Below are 23,705 nucleotides of genomic sequence, written 5' to 3'. Positions count from 1 at the left end.
CCCTGTTGAACGTGACGCTCAACGGACCGAAGGGACGTCGCCCATGGCCCTGCTCAACCAGGACTCCGACGAGAACCCCACCCCGGGGCCGCCCAGAACGACCGAGGCCCAGTACGTGGCCAGCCGCAGCGCGCTGTGGAGCGGCGTATCGGCTCTGTTCACCGACGGCCGCGGCCGTGTGGTCCTCGAGGACGTCGACTACCGTCCCGCACGCCTGCTTCCCGGCGGCGCCATCGACGCCGGAGAAGCACCCTCCCTGGCCGTCGCGCGCGAGGTCCGCGAGGAACTCGGCCTCACCCGCACGTTCTCTCGCGCCCTGGCCGTCGACTGGGTGCCTCCCGGGGCCCCTGGCTACCCGCAGGGGTTTCCCGGCGAGGTGATCTACGTGTTCGACGGCGGGATCCTGGCCGAGGGCGACTTCGCCCGGATCCGTCTGCCGGAGCGGGAGGTCACTGGCGTCCGCTGTGTCGAGCCAGCGCTCCTCCCCCACCACATGGGCCCAGGCAACGCCCGGCGCGCCCTGGCCGCGCTCCACGCGCGGATCAACGGCACCGGCCCCGCGGTCCTCGAAGACGGCCGTTCCATCTCCCCGACGTGCCTGGACGACCTCGAGGTGCTGCGCACCCCACGCAAACCCCAGCTCTGGCCCTGGCACACCGGTCCCGCGCCGGACGAGCTGCAGGTCCGGCAGTCCTGGGGCTGGCTGTTCTCGGAGGACGGCCGGGGCCTCGTCCTCATCGGCCAGGACACCGGCTCGGCGTGCCTGCCCGGCGGCACGGTCGAGCCGGCTGATCACGACGATCCGGCACGAACGCTCCGGCGGGAGGCGTGGGAGGAGGCCCAGGTGCGCATCAGCGATCCGCTCTACCTGGGCTACCTCCATGACGACACCGGCAGCCAGCCCTGCGCCCGGGTCCGGTACGCGGCCGCGATCACCGACTGGGAGCCACCGAGCCTCGACGAGGCCACCGGCCAGACCTACACCCGGCTCCTGGCCACGCCCGAGCAAGCAGCACAGCTCTTCGACTGGGACAGCCAGGCCGCCCCCCAGCTGGCCGCCGTCCGCGCCGCCCGGGAAGAGCTCGGCCTTCCGGCTCCCGTCCGGCAACAGCTCACCGAACTCCCATCCCACCGGCCCATCCAGAGCCCCGCGGTTCGGTAGCACTGCATGGCTGGAATGAGCGCTGCCATGGCCGTGCTGCGCAACTGCCCGGACACGGTTCGCGTCGGTTCCTCGACGAGAAGCACGCCCGTGAGGAGGGGGGAAGCAGCGGTGGACCTTGGCGAGATGCAGCAGCGAGCGGTCGAGATTCACGATCTGTACGACGCGCTGAACCGCCGCGAGCGGCGCGTCTGGCGGCGCGACGAATTCCTGCTCGGTTTCGTGGGAGACGTTGGCGACCTGGCCAAACTGATCATGGCCGAGGAAGGGGCGCGGCAGGTCCCGGGAGGGCGCGCGGCTCTGGAGCACGAGCTGGCCGACTGCCTGTGGTCGGTGCTGATCCTCGCCCACCTGTACGGCATCGACCTGGCCGGCGCATTCCGGCGCACGATGACAGAGCTGGAGGAGTCGATTTCGGCGCAGCTGGCCGGCACCGGTGAGCTGGCGTGATCCTCGCCGCGATGGGAGAGCCGGTAGGCGGGCCGCAGCGGCGGCCGATGGATCTCGGCGCCTACTCCGCCCGGGCGCAGCGTGGTCCCTGTTTCGTGTGTGCCTTCCTTGCCGAGGACGCGGCCTTCGCTCACGAGATGGTGTTCGAAGATGACGAGCATGTGGCGTTCCTGGACCGGTGGCCGACGGTGCCGGGGAAGGTTCTCGTGGCGCCGAAGGCGCATGTCGAGCACGTGGTCCGTGACCTCGACGAGGCCGCGTACCTGCGGCTGATGCGGGTGGTGCGCGCCGTGGCTCTGGCGGTGGAGCGCGTCTTCACGCCGGAGCGGACGTATCTGCTGTCGCTGGGCAGCCAGTGCGCAAATGCGCACGTGCACTGGCATATCGCCGGACTGCCGGGAGGGCTTCCGTACGAGCGGCAGCAGTTCCACGCGTTGATGACCGAGCACGGCGTCCTGGAATACACGCCGCAGGAGCGGGCCACGATGGCAGCATGCCTGCAGCAGGAACTCGCGGAGCTACTGTGACCGGGACGGGAGGGTGCAGGTGGCCGACGGAACGAAGGTGGGATTGTTCGACCTCGACGACAGCCTCGTGGATCGTGCCGGCACGTACGCGAGGTGGGCGGCGGAGTTCTCCAGGGAACACGGGGTGCCGCTCGACTGGCTGCTGGAGACGGATCTGACGTACTCCTCCCGCAGGCTCGCCTTCTTCCAATTGGTGAAGGACACGTTCGACGTGCCGGGCACCGTCGACGTGCTTCATGCCCAGTACCGGCGCCGCATGCCGCAGCTCATCCAGCCTGCCCCCGAGGTGTGTACGGCGCTCAGTGCGCTGCGCGTGGCCGGGTGGAGGCTCGGCGTCGTTACTAACGGGATGGCCGACAACCAGACGGCGAAGCTCCGCCGGGCGGGCCTGTATGACCTGGTGGACACCGCCGTGATCTCTGAGAGTGCCGGTGTGCGCAAGCCGGACCCGCGGATCTTCCATCTTGCCCTCGCTGCTCTCGGTGCCGAACCGAGCCCGCGTGTCGTCATGGTCGGCGATTCCCTCACGGCAGACGTGGGCGGGGCACTGGCAGCCGGGTTGTCGGCCGTATGGATCTCCAATAACCGTCCCCTGCCGGGGGACGGACCGCAGCCGCACCGGACAGTCGCCACCGTCTGCGACGCCCTCGCACTGATGCTCACGGAGAGCCGACCATGAAAGCCCTTACGGGCACAGTGGACACCCGGCTGGCGGTGCTGCGTGGCAACTCCGGGTCCGGCAAGACCACCACCGCCCGTGCGGTCCGCGAGCGCTACGGCAGTGGCCTGGCGATCGTGAGCCAGGACATGGTGCGCCGGGAGATCCTGTGTGAGTCGCACGGTCCGGTTCGGGCAACGCCCGGGCTGATCGACGTCATCACCCGCCAGTGCCTGGACGAGGGCTTCCACGTGGTCCTCGAGGGGATCTTTTCCGCTGCCCGGTGGGGTGAACTCCTTCACCGGCTGGCCGCCGACCATCGTGGGACGAGCCGGTTCTTCTACTTCGACCTGTCCTTCACCGAGACGCTGCGCCGGCACGCCACGCGGCCGGAAGCCTCGGAGTTCGGCGAGAGCGAGATGCGGGAGTGGTACCGGCCGGCTGATCTTCTCGAGGGCATGACCGAGACGCTGATCAAGCAAGGCAGCACGTTGGAGGAGACCGTCCGCACGGTCATGACCGAGACCGGGCTGGAGCAGCAGCTTGCCCGGTGAACGCAGACCGACCGAGGCATAGGGAGGTGCGGTGAGCGACTTCTACTGTGACGAGGCACTCAGTGGGCGGACGCCCGTGAGGGTGGTTGCCGAGACGGCCACGGTGCTCGCATTCGAGCACACCAAGCCGTTGTGCCCCGTGCACATCGTGCCCAAGCAGCATGTTCCGTCGCTAATCGACCTCGGTGATCACGGTGAGAAGGTGATCGGCGAGGCGATGGCCGTGGTGCGCGAAGTGGCGGCCCGGGTGTGTGAGGAGCACGGCGCGGCCTCGGTGGTGACGAACGTGGGCAGCTACGAGAACGGGTTCTGGCTCAGCTTCTGTGGTGCGGCCACGCGGAGTGAGGGGGCCAGGTAGCGGGTGGACCAATGCCGGTGGCGTGAATGAAACGGCGGTCAGTCTCCCGCCCTTGCTGCCGACCGCTTGCTGAGGAACTGCTTAGCTGCCTCAACCGCTTCCCTGTTGAGTTCCTCGAAAGGGACTCTCCAGTCCTCCTCCCAGCCGTCCAGGTTGTGCGCGCAGTGGACAAGGGGTTCCAGCTCTTCGGGGTAGCCGAGGTCATAGGCGATGTCTGCCCAGATGAGGTGGGTGCCGGCGGCGGGATCCAGGGATCCGTCGGCCATCTGACCGGCGACCCAGTAGGCCATCGCCCACTTCGCGGCCCGAGGGTCAGCGGGCGGGTGGAAGAGCAGTCCCAACTCCTCCAGCACCTGGTCGAAGAGTGCCGGAGCCTCGGGCTCTTCGCTCCTGAGGAGACCGGCCAGCATAGCGAGGGAGGGACTCTCAACCCCGGCAATCAGAGCGTTCAGCCCTGCCTGGATGAGCTGTTCAGACCCGACGTGCCTACCGAATGCCCTCTCGCGCGCGATGTGGCTGAGCTGCTTGAGAGCGTCGTCGCGGGTCATCACAGTCTTCTCAATCGGCATCTGGGAGAAGGAGGTTCGCACATTCGCAGACGGTGCTGCCATCGACTTCCTCCCGCCTGGTCCGGTGATCAGGACATGAGAACCCGTTTCCGCAGGAGGGCGAAGCCCGCGCGACCGAACATCTGGCGCTTGAGCATCTTGATGCGGTTGACATGCCCTTCGACGACGCCCGAGTTCCAGGGGAGAGTGAGGCCGGCGACGACGGCGTCACGGTCGCGGTCGATGCCCGCAGCGAGGGCGTGGAGGCTGGGGAGGTTGTCCTGTCTGACGGCATCAAGCCAGTCCGGCAGTCGCTCGCCCTGGCGCTCGGTGAGCATGGTCACGAAGGACCGGACGTGCCTGGTGAGTGCGTCGATCTCGCGGCAATTGGCCCGGACCTTCTTCAGGTGGAGGTGTTCGGTCTCGGAGAGGGTTCCCGGGCGGCGGAGGATCCATCCGGCGACGGCCTGGGGCGAGGGCTGCCGGGCTGTCACGGGCCGTGGCGAGGTGCGTTTCAGGCGGAGGTAGGCGCGAACGTGCTGGTAGCTGCCCTTGTAGCTGAGCGGCACGATCTCTTCCCACAGTTTCCAGGCGTCGGCGTTCCGGCAGGTGAACCGTCGGACCCGCAGCTGGAGTACGACACTTCGTCCCGCACTCGGGACATCAGCAGGAAACCGCAGGTAGGAACCGTGAACCCGGGCAGACCACGCTCCACAACCCGGACACGAGGCACCCGCGGCTGTGCACCGCACATCAACACGCACTATCGCGATGTTCACGTCTACCGACAGCACCGCGACGTCCGCGATCGACGAGAACAACAACTCGTCCAGCCGGAGCAAGATCTCAGTCACAGCACCGAACTGTCAGCCCAGTCACTCGCGCCACTGCTCGATTTGAGGCAACTTCCCGAGGTGCCACAAGGGGTTCAATCGTCACTCACAGTGCTCGGACCACACAACCTGAGCCAGAACCCATTCTCGTGAACAGAGCCAAGGAATCGAAGCACTGGCACGTCCACGTGGTGCACCGGGGAGATCCGAGCGAGGGACGCCTGTGACCGCACTGCGCCGGCGTTCAGCCGGAGAGCCTGCGGCCGGGGTCAGTGCTCGGGCTTGGGGGGCCGCTGCAGGAGCAAGGTGGCAGCCTCGTCGAGGGTGATCTTCTCGTGCAGCAGTGCGGTGACGACGCTCGTGATGGGCATGTCGACGTCGTGGGCGTGGGCGAGGCCGAGAATCGCCTGAGCGCTCTTGACGCCTTCGGTGGTCTGCCGGGTGGCGGCGGTGGCCTGGGCGACGGTCAGGCCACCGCCGAGGTGGGTGCCGAAGGTGCGGTTGCGGGAGAGCGGGGAGGAGCAGGTGGCCGCCAGGTCGCCCAGGCCGGCGAGCCCGGCCAGGGTGGCCGGGTGGGCGCCCAGGGCAGTGGCCAGTCGGGTGGTCTCGGCCAGACCGCGGGTGATGATCGTGGCTGTCGTGTTGTGGCCCAGGCCCATGCCGGTGGCGATGCCGACGGCGAGGGCGATGATGTTCTTCACGGCGCCGCCCAGTTCGCACCCGATGACGTCGGTGCTGGTGTAGGGCCGGAAGTAGGGGGTGTGGCAGGCGGCTTGGAAGCGGCGGGCGGCCTCTTCGTCGGGGCAGGCGATGGTGGCGGCGGCGGGCTGGCCGGTGATGACCTCGCGGGCAAGGTTCGGGCCCGACAGCACCGCGATGCGGCCCGCGGGCATACCGGTGGTTTCGCTGATGATCTCGCTCGCGCGCTTGCCGGTGCCCTGCTCGATGCCCTTCATCAGGGACACGACTACGGTGTGCGGGCCGATGCGCGGCGCCTAGGCGGCGAGGTTGTCCCGCAGGGACTGGGCGGGGATGGAGAGCACGAGGTAGTCCGCCCCGTCCAGCGCTGCAGCCGGATCAGTCGTCGCCGCCAGAGCCGGCGGCAGTTCGACGTCCGGGAAGTAGCCGGGGTTGCGGCGATGGGTGTTGATCCCTTCGGCGACCTCGACCCGGCGGGCGTGCAGGACAACGTCGCTGCCGGCGTCCGCCAGCACCTTGCCGAGCGCGGTCCCCCAGGACCCGGCCGAGAACACCGCTACCCGGGCGGGGCGCCGCTGGCTGGTTGTGGTGGGCAACAGGGGGGCCTCACGTCTCCGTCCTCACCGCGACCGAGCACTGGATTCTGTGTGCGCTCGGGCGAGGTGTTCAAGTGCTTCGGTCACATCGTCCACCGTGTGGTCGGGGGGCGGGAGGCTTTGTGGCCATGTGCGTCCGCGGCGGATCCAGATGGTGTGCAGCCCGGCCTTCTTGGCTCCGCCGATGTCGGCTTCGAAGGAGTCGCCGATCATCCAGCCGCCGTCGGCGATGTCGCGGCCGCAGCGGGTAGCCGTGTGGGCGAAGAGGTCCGGGTCCGGCTTGCGGATTCCTTCAGCCTCCGAAATGCACCAGCCGTCAAGGTAGCGGGTCAGGCCCGTGTGTTCGAGCACCGCGCCTTGTGTGCATGTCAGCCCGTTGGTGACCACGCCGACCGTCCATCCGCAGGCGCGCAGCTTGGCAAGGTGGATCAGAACCGCCGGGCCGCAGTGCATGTGGCGCGGGTTGCGGTCCTGGTAGGCCCGGTGCAGTTCCCCCGGTGTGGGTGTGAGGCTGAAGTGGTTCCGCACCTCAGCGAAGAAGCGTTCGCGGGGGGTGAGGCCGTCGTTGTCGGTGGTGATCAGCCATGCGACGGCACTCGTCTCGAGGCAGTGTTCGAGGACGAAGTCGTGCGCCCATCGGGCGAGAGCCGCTTCGCGGCTGACGGCGGTGTTGTCCAGGTCCAGCAGCAGGCGTTGCGGTGGTGCTGGGCGGTGGGGGCGGTCGGCGGTATGTCCCCTCGGTGGACGCACGAGGGGACCATAGCGGCTGGCGCTCACTTCCGCGGCCGGCTCAGGGGTGATGGGTCAGATCGTGTGACTGACTCTCTGGCGCGGCGCAGAACTGCCGAGCACCGCGCAGCGTGGTGCGCAGTTTCCGCTGGGTTGCCCGGCTGTCGAGGCGTACGTCGAGGGCGCCGGGTAGTGTGCTGTTGGCCCGCAAGCCTGTGGGTAGCCGGGAGGCGTCGAGTCCGTCTCGCCTGGCGATGAGGACGCCGAGCGCGTAGCGGCTCAGAGCGTCGGTGCCTGCGAGATGGTGGATGCCGGACGCGTCGCACGAGGCCAGTTCCAGAAGTGCGGCGGCCAGGTCGGCGACATGCACTGGACAGCGGATGTCGTCGGTGAACAGGGTGCCGTCGCGAGTACTCGCAGCGAGTTCGTGCACGGCACGTTCATGCTCGGACCGCCCGTAGCCGATGATCAGCGACGTGCGGGCGACGACGGCATCCGGATACACGGCAAGGACCCCGGTCTCTGCCGCCGCCTTCGCCGCCCCGTCCGGGGTGACCGGGTCTGGGAGACAGGTCTCGTCGCAGTGGGCCCGGGCGCCGGAGAAGTTCCCTGTCAAGTCCATCTGTTCAGCTTGGGGGCCTGCAGCTGACACCCGTGCCTGGTCATGTGGCCAGCTCTCGCCCACGGACGCTGAGGTGGTGGGTCCTGCCTCACTACGGCGCGCCCGAGCGCCCCCTTGGGCCCTCCATGCGCCCCTGGGGCTTGTGCCAGAGCTCTGGAGCCGTGCTTGCGGCGGCAGTACGTTTTCCGGCCAGACCAGTCGGCTAGGGATCGCCACATGCCCGCTTGGCTGTGGCACACAGGTGATTCGGGGGCCCGTGTATGCGCTGTTTGGTGAAGGTTCCTGTTGAGGGCACTGAGCCCATTCACATGGAGGTTGAGGTTGACCCGGCGGGGGTGGACAGGGTTTCCCGGGCAGGGGACGTGATCGCTACGGCCGCGGAGAGCTTGCAGGAGGCTGTGGGACGGATACGGCCGGTGGCCGAGGCTTTTCTCTCGGGGGTTCGGGACATGACGCGTATGCCGGAGGAACTGACGGTCGAGTTCGGCGTGAAGCTGACGGCTGAGGCCGGCGTCGTCATCGCCAAGGCCGCGAGTGAGGGCCACTTCACCGTCAGCATGAAGTGGAACCACGCCACATCGTGACCACGTACGAGGAGGAGTACGCCGAGTTACTGGTGCGTGTGGAAACTGTGTCTGGGGCCCCTGCGGGGGGAGGACTGCTTCTCTCGGCCGACACCATGGTCACATGCGCCCATGTGGTGAACACGGCGCTCGGGCGGGACAAGAGGGCACAGGACCGGCCCCTGGGCCCGGTGACGGTGTCGTTCCCGCTGGCTGCCGCTCGTCCGTCTTCGCGGGCAACAGTCCGGGAAGACGGCTGGTGCCCCATCGCCGCCGACGGCTCGGGGGACATCGCTGTGCTGGAGCTGCTGCCGACGGTAGCCGAGCCCTCTTCTGCGCCGTTGGTCACCCGGCTGGACCTGCGGGGACATAACGTCCATGCCTATGGTTTTCCGCATGGCAGCGACGATCCCCAGGGCGCGTACACCGAGGGAAGGATCGCGGGGCTGACAGGGGCGGAATGGTTCCAGATCGATGACCACCGCACTGCCGGGTTCGTCGTCAGCCTCGGGTACAGCGGCTCGCCCGTCTGGGACGACGAACTGAACGGCGTGATCGGGATTGCGGTATCCGCTACACGCGATCCCCGCCTGCGGACCTCCTACGCCATTCCCCTGCACGTCCTGGCACCGCTGTGCGAGGCGCTGCGTAAGCGTCTGGTCCCGGCATGCCCGTACAAGGGGCTGTCGGCCTTCGGCGAGGAGGACAGGAAACTCTTCTTTGGCCGGACGAAGACAGCGGAGGAGCTGACCCGCCTTGTCGGGGCCAGCGGGAGAACCCTTGCCGTGGTCGGGCCGTCCGCGTGCGGCAAGTCCTCGCTCCTGCACGCTGGTGTCATCCCACGCCTGCGGAAGACTCAAGGCTCTCTGATCGTCACGTGCCGGCCGGCGGGCGGGACCACTCCCATCCATGCGCTGGCTGCTGCGCTGCTGCCGGAACTCGAGCCGGCCATAAGCGAAGTGGACCGGATCGCTGAAATTCCCCGGTTGGCGACCGTGATCGCTGACGGCGGATTACTTGCCACGGTCAATCGCGTGCTGGCTGTGAGCGAGTGCCGTCGCCTGGTCCTCATCATCGACCAGTTCGAAGAGGTCCTGGATCCACAGTGGCAGCGGGAGGCGGCCGCGCTCATCGGCCAGTTGCCGGGCATGGGCGAGAACCAGCACCCTGGCGGCCAGCGGTACTGGCATGTCGTGCTCGCCTTGCGGGCCGACTATGTGGATACGGTCCTGAACCGGTTTGGCATGACCGAGGCCCTCAGGGTCTTCCTCGTGGGTTCTCTGTCCCCGCAGGCCCTACGGGAGGTGATCGAGGGCCCGGCCGGCGGCACGGCGGTGGCCTTCCGGCAGGGCCTGGCCACCCGGATGGTGCAAGACGTGCAGGAGCAGCCAGGAGCCCTGGCCCTGCTGGAGACCACCCTTGAACTGCTGTGGGCGAAGCAGGAACACGGCTGGATCACTCACCAGGCGTACGACAAGGTGGGCGGGGCCCTGGGAGCCCTGGCACAGCATGCCGACCGCGTGTACACGCAGACGCTGGAGCCGGATGAAGCCATTCTGGCGCGGCGGCTGTTCACTCAACTGGTTCGCCCGGACAAGGAGGGCCGGCACACGCGAAGGATCGTGCGCCGTACATCCGTGCCGGAAGAGCTGTGGGCGGTCGGCCAGCGGCTGGTGGACACCCGGCTGCTGACAGCTGGCGCCGCCGAAGGCGAGGAAACTGTCGAGCTGGCCCACGAAGAGCTCATCAGGCACTGGCCGCTCCTGGGCGACTGGGTCAAGGAAGACCTCGCCTTCCGCACCTGGCAGGAGGAGGATCTGCGGAAGGCTTTGGACCGCTGGAACACCAGCGGCCAGGAACCCGGAGAACTCCTCAAGCGCAGAGCACTCCCGGACGCCAGAGAATGGGCCGCGAAGCGCCCCGATGACCTGTCATCGGCCGAACGGCACTTCATCGACCTCAGTGTCGCCCACCGGCGCAGGAAGCGGCGATTAAAGCGGGCAGCGATCGGCACGGTCTCGGCGATCGTGGTGACGGCCCTCGTCCTGGGGGCTCTCTTTCTCTACCAGCGCGGTGTCGCCCGTGAGCAGCGGGCGGTTGCCCTCTCACGCGCCCTGGCCTCCACGGCGGACAACAACAGCCGGGCGCTGGCGCGGCCGACGGCCAGCAACCTGTTGAGCATCGCCGCCTACCAAACTCACCCCACACCTGAGGCATACACCAGCCTGCTGGGCCACTATCTCAATACCCACGACTACGCGCACCTCCTGGACGTCGGTGACCAGTCCGAGGTCCAGCTGACGGCCGACGGCCGCTTCGCCGCGGCGCGCGAGCGACAGGGCCGCATCAGCATCTGGGACCTGCACGCCGCCCGGCCAGCACGGCATGACCTTCCAGGCAGCGGCTTCGGACAGGCCACGCTAAGCCCCGACGGACGGACACTCGCAGCCACCCATCCCACAAGGGGGGTGGTGATCTGGAACATGGCCACAAGATCGGCCATGCGAGAGCTGATGCTGGAAGGCGAGCCGAAAGACGTCAAGATCACTTCGGCGACCTTCACCGGTGACGGAACCCTGGTCATCCACCAGTCCAACGCCACAGCAGCCATACTTGAATCTCCCGCGGAAGCCGCATCCGCGCGCGCCGCGCCGCAGATCCGCCCGGCCGAAGGAGTCGATACGGTCCTGGGGCGAGGGCCTGGAGCCGCGACTCTCGTCGTCCTTCGCGGTAAGAACGTGAGCGTGTGGAACCGCCACACAGCAGCGTTCCAGCACTCCATCCCCAACAAGAACGGCCTGATCGTCAGTGGCGACGGCCGCGTCCTGGCCGACGTCACCTGCCAGGGCACGGAAACGGAAGCGCCCGATCTGCGGGTGAGCGTGTGGGATCTCAGCACCGGCAAGCCCACCCACTCCTTCACCGGCGGGGGCTTTACCTGTGGGGAGCGCCACGGCATGCGTTTGGATGCGCAGGGCCGACACCTGATCCTCTCCGCGCCGTCGATCGCCCGCTTGGAAGGCTATTACCCGCGAACCAACCTCTCGGTGTGGGACCTGACGACGGGCAAACTGGCGGCCATGCGCGTGCTGCCCGCGCGCGGCTTCAAGTGGGTCCAAGCAGCCGTCGTCACCAAGCGGGACGAGCTGCTGGTGGCCGTCGACCAGATCACCTCAGTTGGCATCCTCCGACTCGGCCTGGGCACGCTGGAATCCCTGCCGCAAAGCACAGGCACTGTCGAGCCCAGCCCACACGGCAAGTACCTCGCCACCCTCTCCTACAGCCTCGCGAGCATCACCACCGTACAGCTCAGGCTATGGGATTCCCTCGGCCGCGAAACACTGTCCGCGACCCCAGCCGATGACACCCTGACGGCAACCTCGAGCCTGGTCTTCACCCCCGACGAAAAACACCTCATCACCACCAACAGCACGCCAGGGACAGTGACGGTGTGGAGCGTCCCGGCACTGCGACCGATACATCAGATCACCCTCCCCCGCCAACGTAGCGCCCCCCGCACCCGGGAAGCCACTGGCACTCCTGAGCTGGCCACCAACGCACAGGGATCCTTGCTCGTCTCCTACGACGGACTCGTCACCCGCTGGGACCCGAGCGCCGGCAAAGGCATCGGAAGCCCGGAAAAAATTCAGAACACCGCTGACATCGGCATGGCCGTCGCGGACCACGACACCACCCCCAAGATCGCCAGCCGACCCGACGCAGACCAGTACGCCACGGTGACCAAGGGCAGCAAACGAATCGAAATCCACGCGACCACCGGACCACTGCTGCGCACCCTTGCACTCTCTGCGGGCGCCGAGGTCATCCAGCTGCGCTACACAGGCAACCGACTGCGCGCGCTGATGGCTGACGGAACACTGCGCAGCTGGGACACGAGCCGCGAATACACCTCCATCCCCACCACGAGGCTCACCTCCTCTGCACTTCTGGGGGACGGCGACACGGCATACCTGTCCGACGGCCAGCAACTGGAAATCTGGAACCTCACTACCCGGACGAGGGACCGTGCCATCCCCTTGGAATCCGCCCTGACTGCCATCTCGCCAGGCGGCAACGGAATCCTGTACGACGCCAGCTTCGGTGACCGGCGATTCGCCGGGCGTCACCGTCGCTTGTCCACCGCCGTCCTGCCCATGAACCCTGATATCTGGATCAAGCAGCTGTGCCGCATCTCCACACGCACCACCCTCACTCCCGACGAACTCCAGGCCGCTCGCCCCGACAGCAGACCCCATACAGCCTGTGCGTGAACGTGATCGACGAAGCAGTACCTGGCCGCCGAAGTGGGCTTCGGCCGTGACATCGACGTCGACCTGTGCCGGTCCGGACGAAGACGAGTGACGACCAGGACCGGGAGCCGACCAGGATGGCGCGGCGCCCGGCCCGCGTACCGAGCGCCGCACCCGCCTAGGCGGCGCGGCCTTGGGCCGGGTTCCAGGGCTTGGTGTGGGCATGGAGACCAGGCGGAAGACAGACAGCGCTCCGTACTCAGGCGCAGCGCCGCAGCCCGTTAGGCGGGGTCGTCGGCTATCAGCCCGAAGACCCCGCCCAATCGCGCGTCCCACGCATCCGGAGGGAGAACCCGATCCCTGGGCCAGGTCGTGGAAGAGCTGGCCCAGGGGACGGGCGGACAGTACGTGGTAGCCGCTTAGACCGACCGGCAAATGGATCACTTAAGGCGTCGGGTGGTAGGGCGGCCGACGCCTTAAGTGATCCATTTGCCGGTCGGTCTAAGCTGTGGCGGTGATCTGCTTCGCCCCGGCGGCGCCAGGCCGCCCGGCGATCAGCTCACCGCTGGACGACACCTGCCTGTCGTCAACGACGTCTTGGCCGATCACCATACCGTCGACGCTCTGAAGCGTCTCCACCCGGATATTTCCAAGCTCAATCGCGAACGTATGAGTCTGAAAGCCGGTCACGCGGCCCCCTAGACGCGCTGATCAACTGCGGACATGCGGAGTGTAATACCATGGGTACGGAGTGTGGTTGCTGGGGGAAGGGTGTGGCTGAGAGTCGCCGTAGTGGTGACCGTCGTGCAAGGCCCTGCACTCTTGAAGCTGCCGTTAGGACCCAGATACGCCACGCTACGGGGTATTCGTCGCGAGGGCGTCGACGCGGTTCTCGTACTCGCGGCGGGCCGCGCGCTGGGCCGGTACCGCGGGGACGCCCTGGCCGCCGTCGAGCGGCTGGCAGCGGGCGAGGAGCTGACGGTGCACGGCGGGGACTGCGGTCACGCGCAGGGTGTAGCCCTGACCGCGCCGTACGGTCACTCCCTGGTCGAGCGCGGCGCGCTCGGGGGCTCCAGCTCGGTGGTGCGGAGGAAGTCGGCGACCTTGCCCGGCACGCCGAGGGTGACCGGCAGCTCCGGGGCCGGGCCGTCCTCGTCGGCGGCGGTGTGGTCGGGCAGGAGGTCGGCGACAGCCGTGCGGATGGCGCCGCGACTGACGCCGTGGTCGCGGGCCCAGGTACACCGTGCGCACGACCCTCCATCCCCTGTGCGCGATCCTTCCCCAGCCGGACAACGCCGTATACCCAGGGCGCTACGTTCGTTCGGCCAGGCGGTCTCCGTGCCTGCGCGAGAGGGCGGTCTTGGTGTCGCCGACGGTGCGCCTGGATGCGAGGGCGTCGTCGCTGCCTTTGACTACAGGTCATGTGGAGACTCCTTGTTCGAGCCCTGCCCCTGGTTGTGCTTGTCCTGGCCACCACAGTCGCGGCGGTGCCCGCCGACACCGTCGCACAGCAAGCGTGCAAGGCGGCCGACGGTCACCGGCTGGCGGGTTCTTTGGACCGGGCGAAGAAGCTGTACGAGTCGGTGAAGGCAAGCGACGGCGACCAGCAGTGCGCAGTCGACGGCCTCCGGCTGGTGGCCGAGGCCCGCCAAGACGCAGCCGAGCTCGTTACGGCCGGGCAACTCATGATCCGCTCCGGGGACCTGGCGGCGGCCGAAGACAAGTTCGCCGCCGCGCTTCGGCTTGATGCCGCAAGCGCCGCCGCGGTCGCCGGCATCGCGCGCGTCTCCGACCTGAAGACTCGTCCCTTGCCCACGGCGGTTTCGAACAGTGATCGCTTCTACCGAGACTGGGCGCTCCCCCTTGGGCGCCTCGTCGTGGTCGCCGCGATCGGAATGCTGGTCCTCTACGCTCTTGCTGGCCTGTGCTCGCGGTGGCTGGTGAAGGTCGATGCCGTCGCGTGGCCGGCTTGGGTGCGGCGCACCATGGGCAGCGTCGGTGCGTTCCTGTTGTTCGCAGCAGCGGTCATGGCGCCGTTGTTCGCCATGTTCAGCCCGTTTGCACCGACGTGGACGCAATGCTGGGTCGGTGCCCTGGTGATCGGACTAGTGGGTGTCGTGGCAGCAGCCCTAGTGCTCTGGGCCGCTCGCGGCGATGAATGGCTGCGGTGGCGTGCCCTGCTCCTGTCCCTGGACGTTGCCATGCTGGCGGGGATTCTTGCGGTGCTGATCAGCTCCGCGCTCAGCTACGACGTGCGGCTGATGGTCGTACATATCACCCTCACCGTGATCGGCGTGCTGCTGACGGCTGCGGCCCTCGGCCAGAACCTGCGCCTGCAGGTCGAGGTACAGCAGTCCGACGGAAGCGTGAACGCCTCTTCCTCCGACTACCTGCTCGCCAGGATGAAGGGCCTCGGCACCGAGACCCCGCAGTCCTTGCAGAAGTCCACATCCACGCCGGGGAACTCACCGCTGAGTCAGATCCCTGTCGAGGAGCTCAGCGTCCTGCCTGCGGGGAAGATCGTGGGAGCCCTGACCCGCTTGTTCTTCGCGCTCAGGCCCGATATGACCTGGCGCGCCAGGGTCACCCTCGTGGACGACAACCGCGTCGCGATCAGCCTCTCGCGCAACGGGCAGCATGCAGCCACCGCCGTGTTTAGCCGCCCGGACCTGCACCTCCCGAAGGATCCGGACCAGGAACGGGCCAAGGCGCAGATGCTCACCGGCGCCGCCGCATTCATCCTGGTGCAGCTGAGCGCGGTGCACGAAAAGCTTCAGGACCGCCTGTACGGCGCCAGTCAGTGGAAAAGCGTCGCACTACAGGTGATCGCCAGCAGCAAGTCGCTGCTCGCCGACGAGGAAGCCCGGGACGCCACCAAGGTGCGACTTCTCGCCAAAGCGGTCGACGAGGACCCGCAGAACGAACTGGCGCTGTTCGAGTATCTCTGGGCCTCCTACGGGCTACAGCCCCACGAGGAAACGGATTTCGGCGGCTTCGCCCGGGCCATCGACGCGCAGTACCACCGTTGTGAGATCTCGAAGGTTTCCAACGACCGCGAGGGATGGATGCCGCTCAAGATCCGAATCCTCTACAGCAGTGCCACCCAGTGGCTCAACGGCTACGTCGATGCCGGAGACACGGACGAGGGCCGCGCCGCCATGCTGGTCAGCGCCCGCAAGTCCGCCGACGAGCTCAACGACCTATGCGACCCCAGCAAGGTCGCATGGAAGGGGAAGGAGTTGCGCCACCAGCAAGCGGCGATGCGCCCCCTCGCCCGCAACCTCGTGGAAAGCTTCAACGCACTGCAGGAGACCACCGAGGCCGAGCAGATCACGGCACAGCACTCTCACGAAGGTCCACCCGCCTCACCAAGGCTGGCCTACGACCACGCGTGCACGCATATGCTCATCGCCCGACGGAGAGACCTCGGCAAAGAGACTCGACGACAGCAGATGGAGTACGCCATCGAGGACCTCCGATACGCCATCGTCACTGAAGACGACAAGGAAGAGGCTCAGGGCGACCCCTGTTTCACGGAACTCCGGTCAGACCCTCGCTTCCGAAGGCTCGTCAGCACGCCACAGGCCCGGCGGCGGAAACGCCTCCGGACGAAGCCGATGTGATTCGGGCTGGCGGGGTCTCATCCCTGCTCGACCTCGTCGTCCTCGTCCAGCTCCGGCCCGTCCGGGTCACACAGCGGGCGCAGGGCGCCAGCGGCCGGGGTCGAGGTCTCCATCAGCATCGAACGCTTCGCCCGCTTCTTCCGACGGTAGGCCACATCCCCATCCAAGGGGGAGCGTGCCGCAGGGGAGCAGCTGAGGCCCTGCGGCACGTCTCTCGCCCGGCCGATGGGCCTGTGCTACGCGGCCTCCGGTGGGCCAGCCTTCCGGGTTGCGTTTGTCAGGGTGGGGGTGGGCGGAGCGGCACGACGTTGTCGTGGGCGGGCGAGAGCGGCTTGTCTGCGGCCGCCTGGTTAGTGAGGACGGCGCTGGCGAGGGTGAGTTGGGCGACCAGCTGGCGGAGCGCCGCGAGTTCCGCGTTCTGGTTCGCGATGGTCTTCCTGAGCTTGGTGACGGTCTCCCGGAGTCGCCTCTCGGGCTCGGGCGTCTGCCGCGCTTGGGTGCGGACGCGTTCGTAGAACTCGTTCTTGAGGTCCGCGTGCCGCTTGATGAGGGCCATGCGGTGGACACCGGCCTCGGCGGCAAGGGCGACGACGGTCAGGCTCCCGTTGGAAGTGGTGGCCTGTCCGGCCAGGAGGCGGTCCATGGCCGCGCGGATGCGGGCGCGCTCGTCGGGGTCGTGCTGGTTCATGTCAGGGCCTTGGCGGGTTGGGCAGTGGCGGCGTGGGTGTCTGCGGCGGCCCGCAGCCGGTCGGCGCCGGCCCGCAGGCGCTTGCCCAGCGGGGCCGGGAGCGGAGGCGGCCAGCTGGTCGATCTCATTCGCCCGTGCCCGCAGGAGGCGGGCGTGGGTGTCGGTGCGGACGGTGTTGCCGCAGCCGGGCCGGCAGTCGTACTGCCTCGGCGCGCTCGCGCCGGGTCCGGGGTCGCACAATGCGTTGTCCCGCTTGAACGCGCAGATCAGATACGCGTCGGGGTTGTCGTAGAGCACGACGCCGTCCCGGGTGAGGAACGCCGCGGCCTTCTTCGCGAACGTCGCGGGGACGATCCGGCCCTCGAAGCGTGGCGTCATAGCGGCAGCGGTGAGGGCCCGGCGGGCCGCAGGTCCGGAGATCTTCTCGCCGGCGGCGGCGCGGTCACGCAGGTTGGCTGCGGTGTGCGAGGCAGCGAGGGCGGTTTCGACGTCGAGTTCGCGGTGGATGCCGTGACGGCGGCGGGAGCCGTAGGCGCTGGAGGCGCGGGCGTCCAGGACGGTGCGCAGGTGGCCGTATTGGATAGCGAGGGCGATCAGTCCGCCGGGGCGGCGGGCGATGTGCCAGGCGAGGTTGTGGACACGGTTGAGGGCTGACCGTTGACCGCTCCTCCGTCCTGGCCCCGATGGCGGTCGGCGGCATAGCACAGGATCTTGCGGCTTCTTGTTCAACGACGTGAGGCCCTGCTGTTGATGCTCGTGACGTTCGACGCTTCCTCCAGCGCCTCCTGGAGCCGTTCGTTGCGCAGGGCGAGGTTCTGGATCTGGGCAGCAGCGAGGGCGAGTTGAGTGGTCAGCTCGCGGTTGCGCCGCCGGAGCTTCGCGTTCCGGGCGACGAGTCTGTCGTGCGCGGTCGGACCAGTGCGAGGGGCGGCGGGGGTGGCCCGGTGATCAGCGATCTCTCGGGCGATGTCGGGGTAACGGCGGCGGAAGGTGGTGTTGGTCAGGTCAAGGCGGCGGGCCAGCATGAGGACACTGGGCTGCTTGTTGGTCTCGCGGCAGGTGTCCAGCACCTCCTGAAGGTGCTTGCGGACCAGGGCCTCGGGCAGGTCGGGGACGTTGCGAGTCATGCCGGAACAGCCTCCTGCCCGTTCGCCGTCAGGAACTCGACGATCTCGGCCCGTCTGCTCTCAAGGAGCTGGCGAAGGCGGGGTGGCAGCGTCGGCCGCGAGGCGATGCGGCCGTCGATGCGGACGATCTCGCGTTGCCAGGCGGCGATGTTCTCGGCGGTCAGTGCGACGTTTCGGCAGGCCAACGGCAGGCAGCCGCCGTGCGAGGGAAGTCCTTCGCTGTTGCCGCGGCGGGCTTTCTCGCAGAGGGCCTTGGCCGGATCGTTGACGCAGGTGATGTATTCGCCGGGATAGATCGCCGGGTCGTGACGCTTCATGATCCTTTTGAGACGGTGTCTGTCCAGCGCGACCTGGCCCTGAAACTGCGCGCGCTCGCCGAAGTCTGTGAGTCGACGGGCTGCCTCTTCGGCAGACGGACCGGTCAGTCCCGCGTGCTGGTGGGAGTCGATCATCTCCACGTAGACCTCGCCGCGCGCGATCGCCTGCTCGCTTTCAACCTCGGCCCGGAAACCGGAATCGCTGGTCCCTAATGGTGGAGTCGGGTATTGGAACTGTCCGAATGCCTCAGCCGTTGCGGACCCATGAGGTGAACTCGTCGGCGAGGCCGGGAGGGTTGGCGGCCTGGGTCTGCCGGGCGATCGCCTCGTAGTACTCCAGCTCGTGGACGATCACCGGCACGGTTCGGCCGACAGATCTTTCGATGACGCCGGTCGTATGGAGGGTTCGGGCGAGCTGGCAGCAGGTCTGGCTGAAGCGGGCCTCGATCTGCGCGGCGAGTGGCCCGATGACTGCATCCCAGTCGGCGAGGTCGGTCGGCTCGGCGTACCAAAGTCCGAGGTCGCTGATCCACTCCTGGCGAGCTGTGGCTCCGGCGGGGTCGCTGGTCAGGTCGCCGACCACAGTCAGCTCGTTCTGGATCCAGAAAGCGTAGTTCCAGCGGGCTTCTGCCTGGTCAGAGGCGTCCTGGATGCTGCGTTGGGCCTGAGTTTCAGTGTTGTAGCCGATCGTCAAGGTTGGCTGACGAGGGTCGTCGTCCTCGTTGTCGATGAGGAAGGAGACAGCGTAGATGTCGCCGGCGTCGGCGGCCGGGATGGATGTGAGGGCCCTCTCGACGAGATGCTGGAGGTGATCGTTGAACGTCATGGTCGGTGGGGTCCTGTCGGTCGGGGTCATGCGTCCCACTGGTCGCAGTACTCGATGTGGATCTCGCGCGCGTCACCGAGAATGCCGTCGTTGGAGTGGAGTTCGGTGCAGAAGCGCGGGTAGCTCGGATGGACGGGGACGTATCCGGGGCCGTTTCGGGCGACGTCGAAGAAGTGCCGGGCGGTGTCCCTGAACACCTTCGCGCTGCCGGTCATGAACAGGGTCTCGGCGTGGAGATGCTGGTGAAACAGATCCCGGTTCTCCTGGTAGTGCCGTGCCTCGTGGTCAGTCACGGCTTCGTCGGTGTGTCCTGCGCCAGGCAGCGTCACGGTCTGCGGCCGCCCTGGGCCGAGCCGTCCTCGTATTTCCTTCCAGCGTGAGGGTGCGAACTGGAGCGAGTGGTGCAGCAGCACGAGATCAAGCTGCCGTGTGCCGTCTTCTGGCAGCTCGCGGGAGGGGCCACGGTTCCCCCGCATCGGCAGGTGGACCAGCGAGCGCGGTGAAGAGGCGGCGAGCTTCCATAGCCCACCGATTCGCTGGGCGGCGTCCTGATCGAGGTAGGTATCCAGGTGCCGATCGTGGTCGATGAGCACTGCGTGGACCAGGGGCCGGGCTGGTCGGATGACCTTGAACTCCGTGGATCCGAGCCGTGCTTGGTGGATGGTGATGGGTAGCTTCATTGGTTCTCCGGGACACGGCGGCTGACATCGGCGGCGTAAGAGGCCCAGTCGCCGGCTGACGCCTTCTGCCATTGGACGGCGACTTGGATGTGGACGCCGAGTACCCGGGCGAGGATGGCGGCGGGCAGTTCGGCGGCGAGGGTAAACAGTGCGGTGGAGCGGTCCTGCCGGGGCCGGATCCCGATCTTGTGGAGACGTTGGCTGATCCGGTCATCGCCGAGGGGGTGTCCTGGGCGGCCGCCGGGAAACAGCCAGGGGACGTCCTCGGGGGTTCCGATCTTGGCTTTGCCTCGGCGGGTCGCGACGAGCTCGCGGACGAGTGCGGCCAGCGGCTCGGGTAGGACGACCGGCGAGGTGCCGAACGTGATCGCGACGGTGTCGTTGTCGAGGTGAACGTCGTCGACAGTGAGCCGGCTGATGCTGGCGATCTTCTGCGCGTAGAGGACCAGCAGCAGTCCGGCGACGCGGTCCGGGATGGGCAGGGTGTCGTCGTGGAGAAGCCGTCGGGCATCTGACCAGCGCTTCTCGCTGTCGATGGTGCTGAGGGGGCCCGTCCAGCGGACAGTGCCGTAGGTCAGGCCGCGGGCGTGCCGGTGCTGTACCGACCAGCGGACGAAGTGGCCGGTCTCGTCCCGGTAACTCTCATCGGCGTCAGAGGTCCATCGCTCCAGGTCAGGCTGGGTGCAGTCGCTGAGCGTCAGGCCATTGCCGGTCAGCCAGTCGAGGAAGTTGGCCGCTGCGGTGACGTGGCAGCGGACGTTCAGGGCTTGGAGATGGGTGGTGTGTTCCTTGCCGAGGCGTCGTCGAAGCCGCCGCAGGTGATGCCAGCTTGCGTATCCGTGCAGGATCCGGCGTTCGGTGGGGTCTGTGCGGGCCTGGACTGCCGAGGTGATCCAGCCCTCCAGGGCGACGAGGCGTTCGTCGCGGGCCGGCAGTGCACCGGTGGCGACCATGACGCTGCGGAGATGTGCGAGAACCTTGCTCGCGGGCAGCTCGTCGAGCGTCTCGTGCGTGACGGGTCGTTCGTCGCGCCCGATCTGCTGGAGCAGGATGCTGACCTTCGAGCCCGATAGCCAGAACATGGTGCTGGTGGGCCGTTCGGCTCCGGACAGTGCCTCGTAGAGGGGGACGAGGTCCTGGCGGACTGTGCCGGTGTTGTCGCCAAGGAGGTCGCGTACCAACTGGTCGAGGGCGCATCGCTGGCAGGGGCGGGTACTGAGCTGCCATGTGGTGCGGCAGACCGGGCAGCGGCCCCAGAAGTCCGGATCCGGGTTGGTGCACTTCGCGCACAAAGGCGCGTCCCAGGTACCGCCGCGGACGTGGTCGACGGTGCCGCAGCTGCTGCAAGGTGTCCACCGCAGCTGGCACCGGTTGCACCAGGGGTTGCCCGTGACCCGGGAAATCTCACAGACCGCTGTCCGTCCGCAGATGCCGCACTGGGTAGCGTTCCTTGGTCGGCAGTTGGCGCAACGGGGTCCATCGGGAAGGCGGACGGCGACTGTCTGGCGGCGCCCGCAGCCGCAGCATTCCTCCAGGTTGACGGGGTCGCTGACGAGGCAGTTAGGGCAGAGCGGGTGCCCTTCGGCATCCCGGGCGGCGGGCTCGCGGATAGCTCCGCAGCGGATGCAGGGCACGGCCGAGTTGCGGGCGAAGCAGTTGCGGCAGACCCGTTTGCCGTCCAGCAGCTTCGACAGTGTCTTGACCTCCTGGCAGCGGAAGCAGGCCGGGTTGACCACCGTCGTGGCCCCTGCTTGGACGAGTTCGCTGATGAACCGCAGGACGGCGGGGGTCGGGGCGTCGTAGCCGGCGCCGGTCAGCAGGTCGGGCTGGGCGATGACCGCCCAGGCGAGGCGGCGCTGGCCAGCCGTTCGGACGGTGGCGCGTTCGAGGGCTGATCGAACAGTGTCGGCGGTCAGCACGGGATCGACGGCGTTGACGAGTCTGGTGAGTTCGGCGAGTGGATCGCCGTTTGTGTCCGGGCACTTTGCGCAACGAGGGTCGCCGTGGCGGTCCCGGCTGACGACGCGTCGCTGCTGGCGGCAGCCCGCGCAGACGGCCGGTTTGTCGAAGCAGGGCGAGCATCCCCACCGGCCGCCGGTGCGGCTGCCCACGTAGGGGCGTCCGCGGCCGCACTCACCGCAGCGGGGAAGCGCGATGTCCTGGGCGCCTGCTTCGCGAAGAGCCATCAGCAACCGCGCGACGCAGAAAGGGGCCGGAGGCCGTCCGGTCCGCAGCAGCGACGGATCGTCATGCAGGGCCTGGGCGAGGCGTCGACGACCGGCTCGTTCACGCATCACCGTGCAGACGATCTCGCGAACGCGGTCGGCGTGCAGGTGCCGCTCAACGTTCCCGACCAGCCGCACGACCATGCCGACCGGATCGGCCAGAACCTCCTCCGCGTACCCGTTCAACGGTCCACCGGTGCGATCCGGGCCCGCTTGGGCCGCAGGTCACCGACTCCGTCGGCGGCGGGTGCCCCGCCTGCCGCCACCTTCTTCGGCTTCTTCACGGCGCCGGCCGTTGCGATCGGCTCGATGAGGTCGTCCATCGTGCAGTCCAGGATGTCCAGCAGGGCCATGAGGATCTTCAGGCTGAGCCGCTCGGGCCGATCCACGACGAGCCGGTAGACCTGGCTGGAGGACAGTGTGATGCCGCGTTCCTCCAGCGGAGCGATCAGATCGGTCGTGGAAAACATCCCGCGGTCCGCCATGATCTTGCGCAGGTGCCACTGGTAGTCGAGCTTGGCGGCCATCGTCGGGTCCTTCCTCGTCACGTCCCGGCGAACGCCGGGGCAAGTGCCTTGCTCAGGGCAGTGTTCATGAAGTCATCGCTGACGTGGGTGTAGATGGCGGTGGAGCTGTCGCACTCGTGGCCGACTTGCTGCTGGATGAACCGACGGTCAACCCCGTCCTCGGTCAGATGCGTGACGTACGAGTGGCGAATTGAGTGGGGGACGAGCTCCCTCGGGAGCTTCAACGCGTCCCGGTAGGCCACAAACCGGGCGTTGATCTCGGAGGGCTTGACTCGTCCTCCCCGCTCAGTCACCCACAACGCCGGGTGGTCCTCACAGCCGAACCGCGGCCGCACGTTCTCCACATAGTCCTGGACCGCGTCCACCGCCCAGTCCATCACCGACAGCACGTTCCGGCGCCGTGGCGGCTGGCCCTTCTTCGCCTTGCCGTAGCGGACGTTGAGCGTGCCGTACCGGCCGAACTGTCGCGCCTTCGCGTTGCGGCCGAAGTCGACGACATCCAGCTTCGAAGTCTCCGTCCGACGCAGACCCCACCCGTAGATGACCTTGAACAGTGTGGCGTCGCGGTAGGCAGCAAGGGCGCCCTTGCGCTTGGACTTCACCGCGCGTTCGACCTGATCGTCGGCGTAGTCGAGAAACCGCTGCAGCTCCTCCCGGGTGAACGGCCTGGCCTCCGGGTCGCCCTCGTAGTCGTTGAGATGGGCGATGGTGTTCCACTCGTGGCAGATCGCCACTGGATGGGTGCCGAAGGCGTCCTCGCAGGCCGGCCCCCAGCCGTAGCGGCCGTCGACGAGGAACTCTGTGAACTGCCGAACGTCGCCTTGGTAGCTGCGGATCGTGGACGGTGCCAGGTGCTTCTCGCCCGTCAGCGAGGCCGACCACTCGTCCATGTGGCCCGGCAGCCACGACCACGGGTACTCGTTGGTGAATTCATGGAAGCGCCGGATCAGCCGTTCCCGCCCGGCGATCGTGCCTTCCTTCAAACCCCGGGACATCTGCTGGGCCCGCCAGCCCCGCAGCATCGCATCGACCATCGCGTCCTCCGGACGCAGCTGGATCACCCCGGAGACAAGCTCCAGATGAGCTGCACCGGCCAGGGCCACCCTTCGCTCTTGCACCACTCCAGACCCTCCCTTCTGGAGG

At 67.8% G+C, this 23,705-nt stretch carries 24 protein-coding genes and 1 pseudogene; 9 read left to right on the top strand and 16 right to left on the bottom strand.

The genetic code is table 11. The features are described from left to right. Nucleotides 1-43 precede the first annotated feature (43 nt). The 6 genes from AS857_RS16375 to AS857_RS16350 are packed head-to-tail and all read left to right on the top strand — an operon-like array spanning nt 44 to nt 3,709. Nucleotides 44-1,162, top strand: coding sequence for an NUDIX hydrolase (locus AS857_RS16375; protein WP_058043812.1), 1,119 nt, complete (start codon nt 44-46; stop codon nt 1,160-1,162). Between the two features lie 27 nt (nt 1,163-1,189). After that, nucleotides 1,190-1,612 (top strand): MazG nucleotide pyrophosphohydrolase domain-containing protein, encoded by a 423-nt coding sequence (locus AS857_RS16370; RefSeq protein ID WP_245699919.1) that lies wholly within the window; start codon nt 1,190-1,192, stop codon nt 1,610-1,612. After that, nucleotides 1,609-2,139 carry an HIT family protein gene (locus AS857_RS16365; protein ID WP_245699904.1) on the top strand — a complete coding sequence of 177 codons (531 nt, stop codon included), beginning with the start codon at nt 1,609-1,611 and terminating at the stop codon, nt 2,137-2,139. Before AS857_RS16370 ends, AS857_RS16365 begins: the two co-directional genes overlap by 4 nt. Nucleotides 2,140-2,158: 19 nt before the next feature. After that, nucleotides 2,159-2,818: an HAD family hydrolase gene (locus AS857_RS16360; RefSeq protein ID WP_160330252.1), complete on the top strand. Its 660-nt coding sequence runs from the start codon at nt 2,159-2,161 to the stop codon at nt 2,816-2,818. Nucleotides 2,819-2,835: 17 nt separating this feature from the next. Beyond that, nucleotides 2,836-3,351 (top strand): AAA family ATPase, encoded by a 516-nt coding sequence (locus AS857_RS16355; protein ID WP_245699902.1) that lies wholly within the window; start codon nt 2,836-2,838, stop codon nt 3,349-3,351. A 31-nt stretch (nt 3,352-3,382) separates the two neighbouring features. Then, a complete protein-coding gene (locus tag AS857_RS16350) occupies nt 3,383-3,709 on the top strand; it encodes an HIT family protein (protein ID WP_058043808.1) in 327 nt (108 codons plus the stop codon). A gap of 38 nt (nt 3,710-3,747) precedes the next feature. Here the strand turns inward: AS857_RS16350 and AS857_RS16345 are convergent, their stop codons facing one another. The 5 genes and pseudogenes from AS857_RS16345 to AS857_RS16325 all read right to left on the bottom strand — a co-directional run bounded on the left by AS857_RS16345 (nt 3,748) and on the right by AS857_RS16325 (nt 7,934). Next, entirely contained in the window at nt 3,748-4,299 is a 552-nt protein-coding gene (locus tag AS857_RS16345; RefSeq protein ID WP_245699899.1) for a hypothetical protein, read from the bottom strand. A 47-nt stretch (nt 4,300-4,346) separates the two neighbouring features. Next, the gene (locus AS857_RS16340) at nt 4,347-5,111 is read right to left on the bottom strand and encodes a transposase family protein (RefSeq protein ID WP_063804269.1); all 765 of its coding nucleotides are present in this window, start codon (nt 5,109-5,111) and stop codon (nt 4,347-4,349) included. 248 nt (nt 5,112-5,359) lie between these two features. Next, nucleotides 5,360-6,385, bottom strand: a pseudogene (locus AS857_RS16335) (NAD(P)H-dependent glycerol-3-phosphate dehydrogenase). 24 nt (nt 6,386-6,409) lie between these two features. Then, a complete protein-coding gene (locus tag AS857_RS16330) occupies nt 6,410-7,162 on the bottom strand; it encodes an HAD family hydrolase (RefSeq protein WP_160330251.1) in 753 nt (250 codons plus the stop codon). A 13-nt stretch (nt 7,163-7,175) separates the two neighbouring features. Beyond that, nucleotides 7,176-7,934: a sugar nucleotide-binding protein gene (locus AS857_RS16325; RefSeq protein ID WP_420823944.1), complete on the bottom strand. Its 759-nt coding sequence runs from the start codon at nt 7,932-7,934 to the stop codon at nt 7,176-7,178. 74 nt (nt 7,935-8,008) lie between these two features. Here AS857_RS16325 and AS857_RS16320 point away from each other — a divergent pair, with 74 nt between their 5' ends. Next, nucleotides 8,009-8,320, top strand: a complete 312-nt coding sequence (locus AS857_RS16320) for a CU044_2847 family protein (RefSeq protein ID WP_144440851.1) — start codon at nt 8,009-8,011, stop codon at nt 8,318-8,320. After that, the gene (locus AS857_RS16315) at nt 8,317-12,570 is read left to right on the top strand and encodes an nSTAND1 domain-containing NTPase (protein ID WP_058043805.1); all 4,254 of its coding nucleotides are present in this window, start codon (nt 8,317-8,319) and stop codon (nt 12,568-12,570) included. Before AS857_RS16320 ends, AS857_RS16315 begins: the two co-directional genes overlap by 4 nt. A gap of 480 nt (nt 12,571-13,050) precedes the next feature. On the opposite strand, the gene AS857_RS39595 is transcribed toward AS857_RS16315, so the two are convergent. Next, nucleotides 13,051-13,239, bottom strand: a complete 189-nt coding sequence (locus tag AS857_RS39595) for a hypothetical protein (RefSeq protein ID WP_144440850.1) — start codon at nt 13,237-13,239, stop codon at nt 13,051-13,053. A 165-nt stretch (nt 13,240-13,404) separates the two neighbouring features. Further along, a complete protein-coding gene (locus tag AS857_RS41445) occupies nt 13,405-13,554 on the bottom strand; it encodes a hypothetical protein (protein ID WP_245699896.1) in 150 nt (49 codons plus the stop codon). 482 nt (nt 13,555-14,036) lie between these two features. Between AS857_RS41445 and AS857_RS16305 the strand changes: the two genes are divergently transcribed. Then, a complete protein-coding gene (locus AS857_RS16305) occupies nt 14,037-16,172 on the top strand; it encodes a hypothetical protein (protein ID WP_144440849.1) in 2,136 nt (711 codons plus the stop codon). 17 nt (nt 16,173-16,189) lie between these two features. Here AS857_RS16305 and AS857_RS40010 read toward each other — a convergent pair whose 3' ends face one another. From AS857_RS40010 to AS857_RS16255, 9 genes are all read right to left on the bottom strand, one after another. Continuing rightward, complete coding sequence (locus AS857_RS40010; protein WP_160330250.1) at nt 16,190-16,327, bottom strand: hypothetical protein; 138 nt, start codon at nt 16,325-16,327, stop codon at nt 16,190-16,192. 122 nt (nt 16,328-16,449) lie between these two features. Beyond that, the gene (locus tag AS857_RS16300) at nt 16,450-16,860 is read right to left on the bottom strand and encodes a hypothetical protein (protein WP_058043803.1); all 411 of its coding nucleotides are present in this window, start codon (nt 16,858-16,860) and stop codon (nt 16,450-16,452) included. 725 nt (nt 16,861-17,585) lie between these two features. After that, nucleotides 17,586-17,987: a hypothetical protein gene (locus tag AS857_RS16290; protein WP_058043802.1), complete on the bottom strand. Its 402-nt coding sequence runs from the start codon at nt 17,985-17,987 to the stop codon at nt 17,586-17,588. Then, entirely contained in the window at nt 17,984-18,445 is a 462-nt protein-coding gene (locus AS857_RS40685) for a hypothetical protein (RefSeq protein WP_216823980.1), read from the bottom strand. Before AS857_RS40685 ends, AS857_RS16290 begins: the two co-directional genes overlap by 4 nt. Nucleotides 18,446-18,551: 106 nt before the next feature. Then, nucleotides 18,552-19,130 (bottom strand): hypothetical protein, encoded by a 579-nt coding sequence (locus AS857_RS41440; RefSeq protein WP_058043799.1) that lies wholly within the window; start codon nt 19,128-19,130, stop codon nt 18,552-18,554. A gap of 26 nt (nt 19,131-19,156) precedes the next feature. Then, complete coding sequence (locus AS857_RS16270; protein WP_058043798.1) at nt 19,157-19,810, bottom strand: hypothetical protein; 654 nt, start codon at nt 19,808-19,810, stop codon at nt 19,157-19,159. Then, nucleotides 19,807-22,221, bottom strand: a complete 2,415-nt coding sequence (locus tag AS857_RS16265) for a site-specific integrase (protein ID WP_058043797.1) — start codon at nt 22,219-22,221, stop codon at nt 19,807-19,809. Before AS857_RS16265 ends, AS857_RS16270 begins: the two co-directional genes overlap by 4 nt. Beyond that, nucleotides 22,218-22,562, bottom strand: coding sequence for a helix-turn-helix domain-containing protein (locus tag AS857_RS16260; protein ID WP_058043796.1), 345 nt, complete (start codon nt 22,560-22,562; stop codon nt 22,218-22,220). The genes AS857_RS16265 and AS857_RS16260 overlap by 4 nt, the downstream gene beginning before the upstream one ends. A 17-nt stretch (nt 22,563-22,579) precedes the next feature. Next, nucleotides 22,580-23,665 (bottom strand): tyrosine-type recombinase/integrase, encoded by a 1,086-nt coding sequence (locus AS857_RS16255; RefSeq protein ID WP_338058261.1) that lies wholly within the window; start codon nt 23,663-23,665, stop codon nt 22,580-22,582. Between the last annotated feature and the right edge of the window lie 40 nt (nt 23,666-23,705).

This window comes from Streptomyces roseifaciens, assembly GCF_001445655.1.
GTDB classification, from domain to species: Bacteria; Actinomycetota; Actinomycetes; order Streptomycetales; family Streptomycetaceae; genus Streptomyces; species Streptomyces aureoversilis.
Note: the sequence above shows the minus strand (reverse complement) of the source record. Positions and strands in the feature narration are given on the sequence as shown.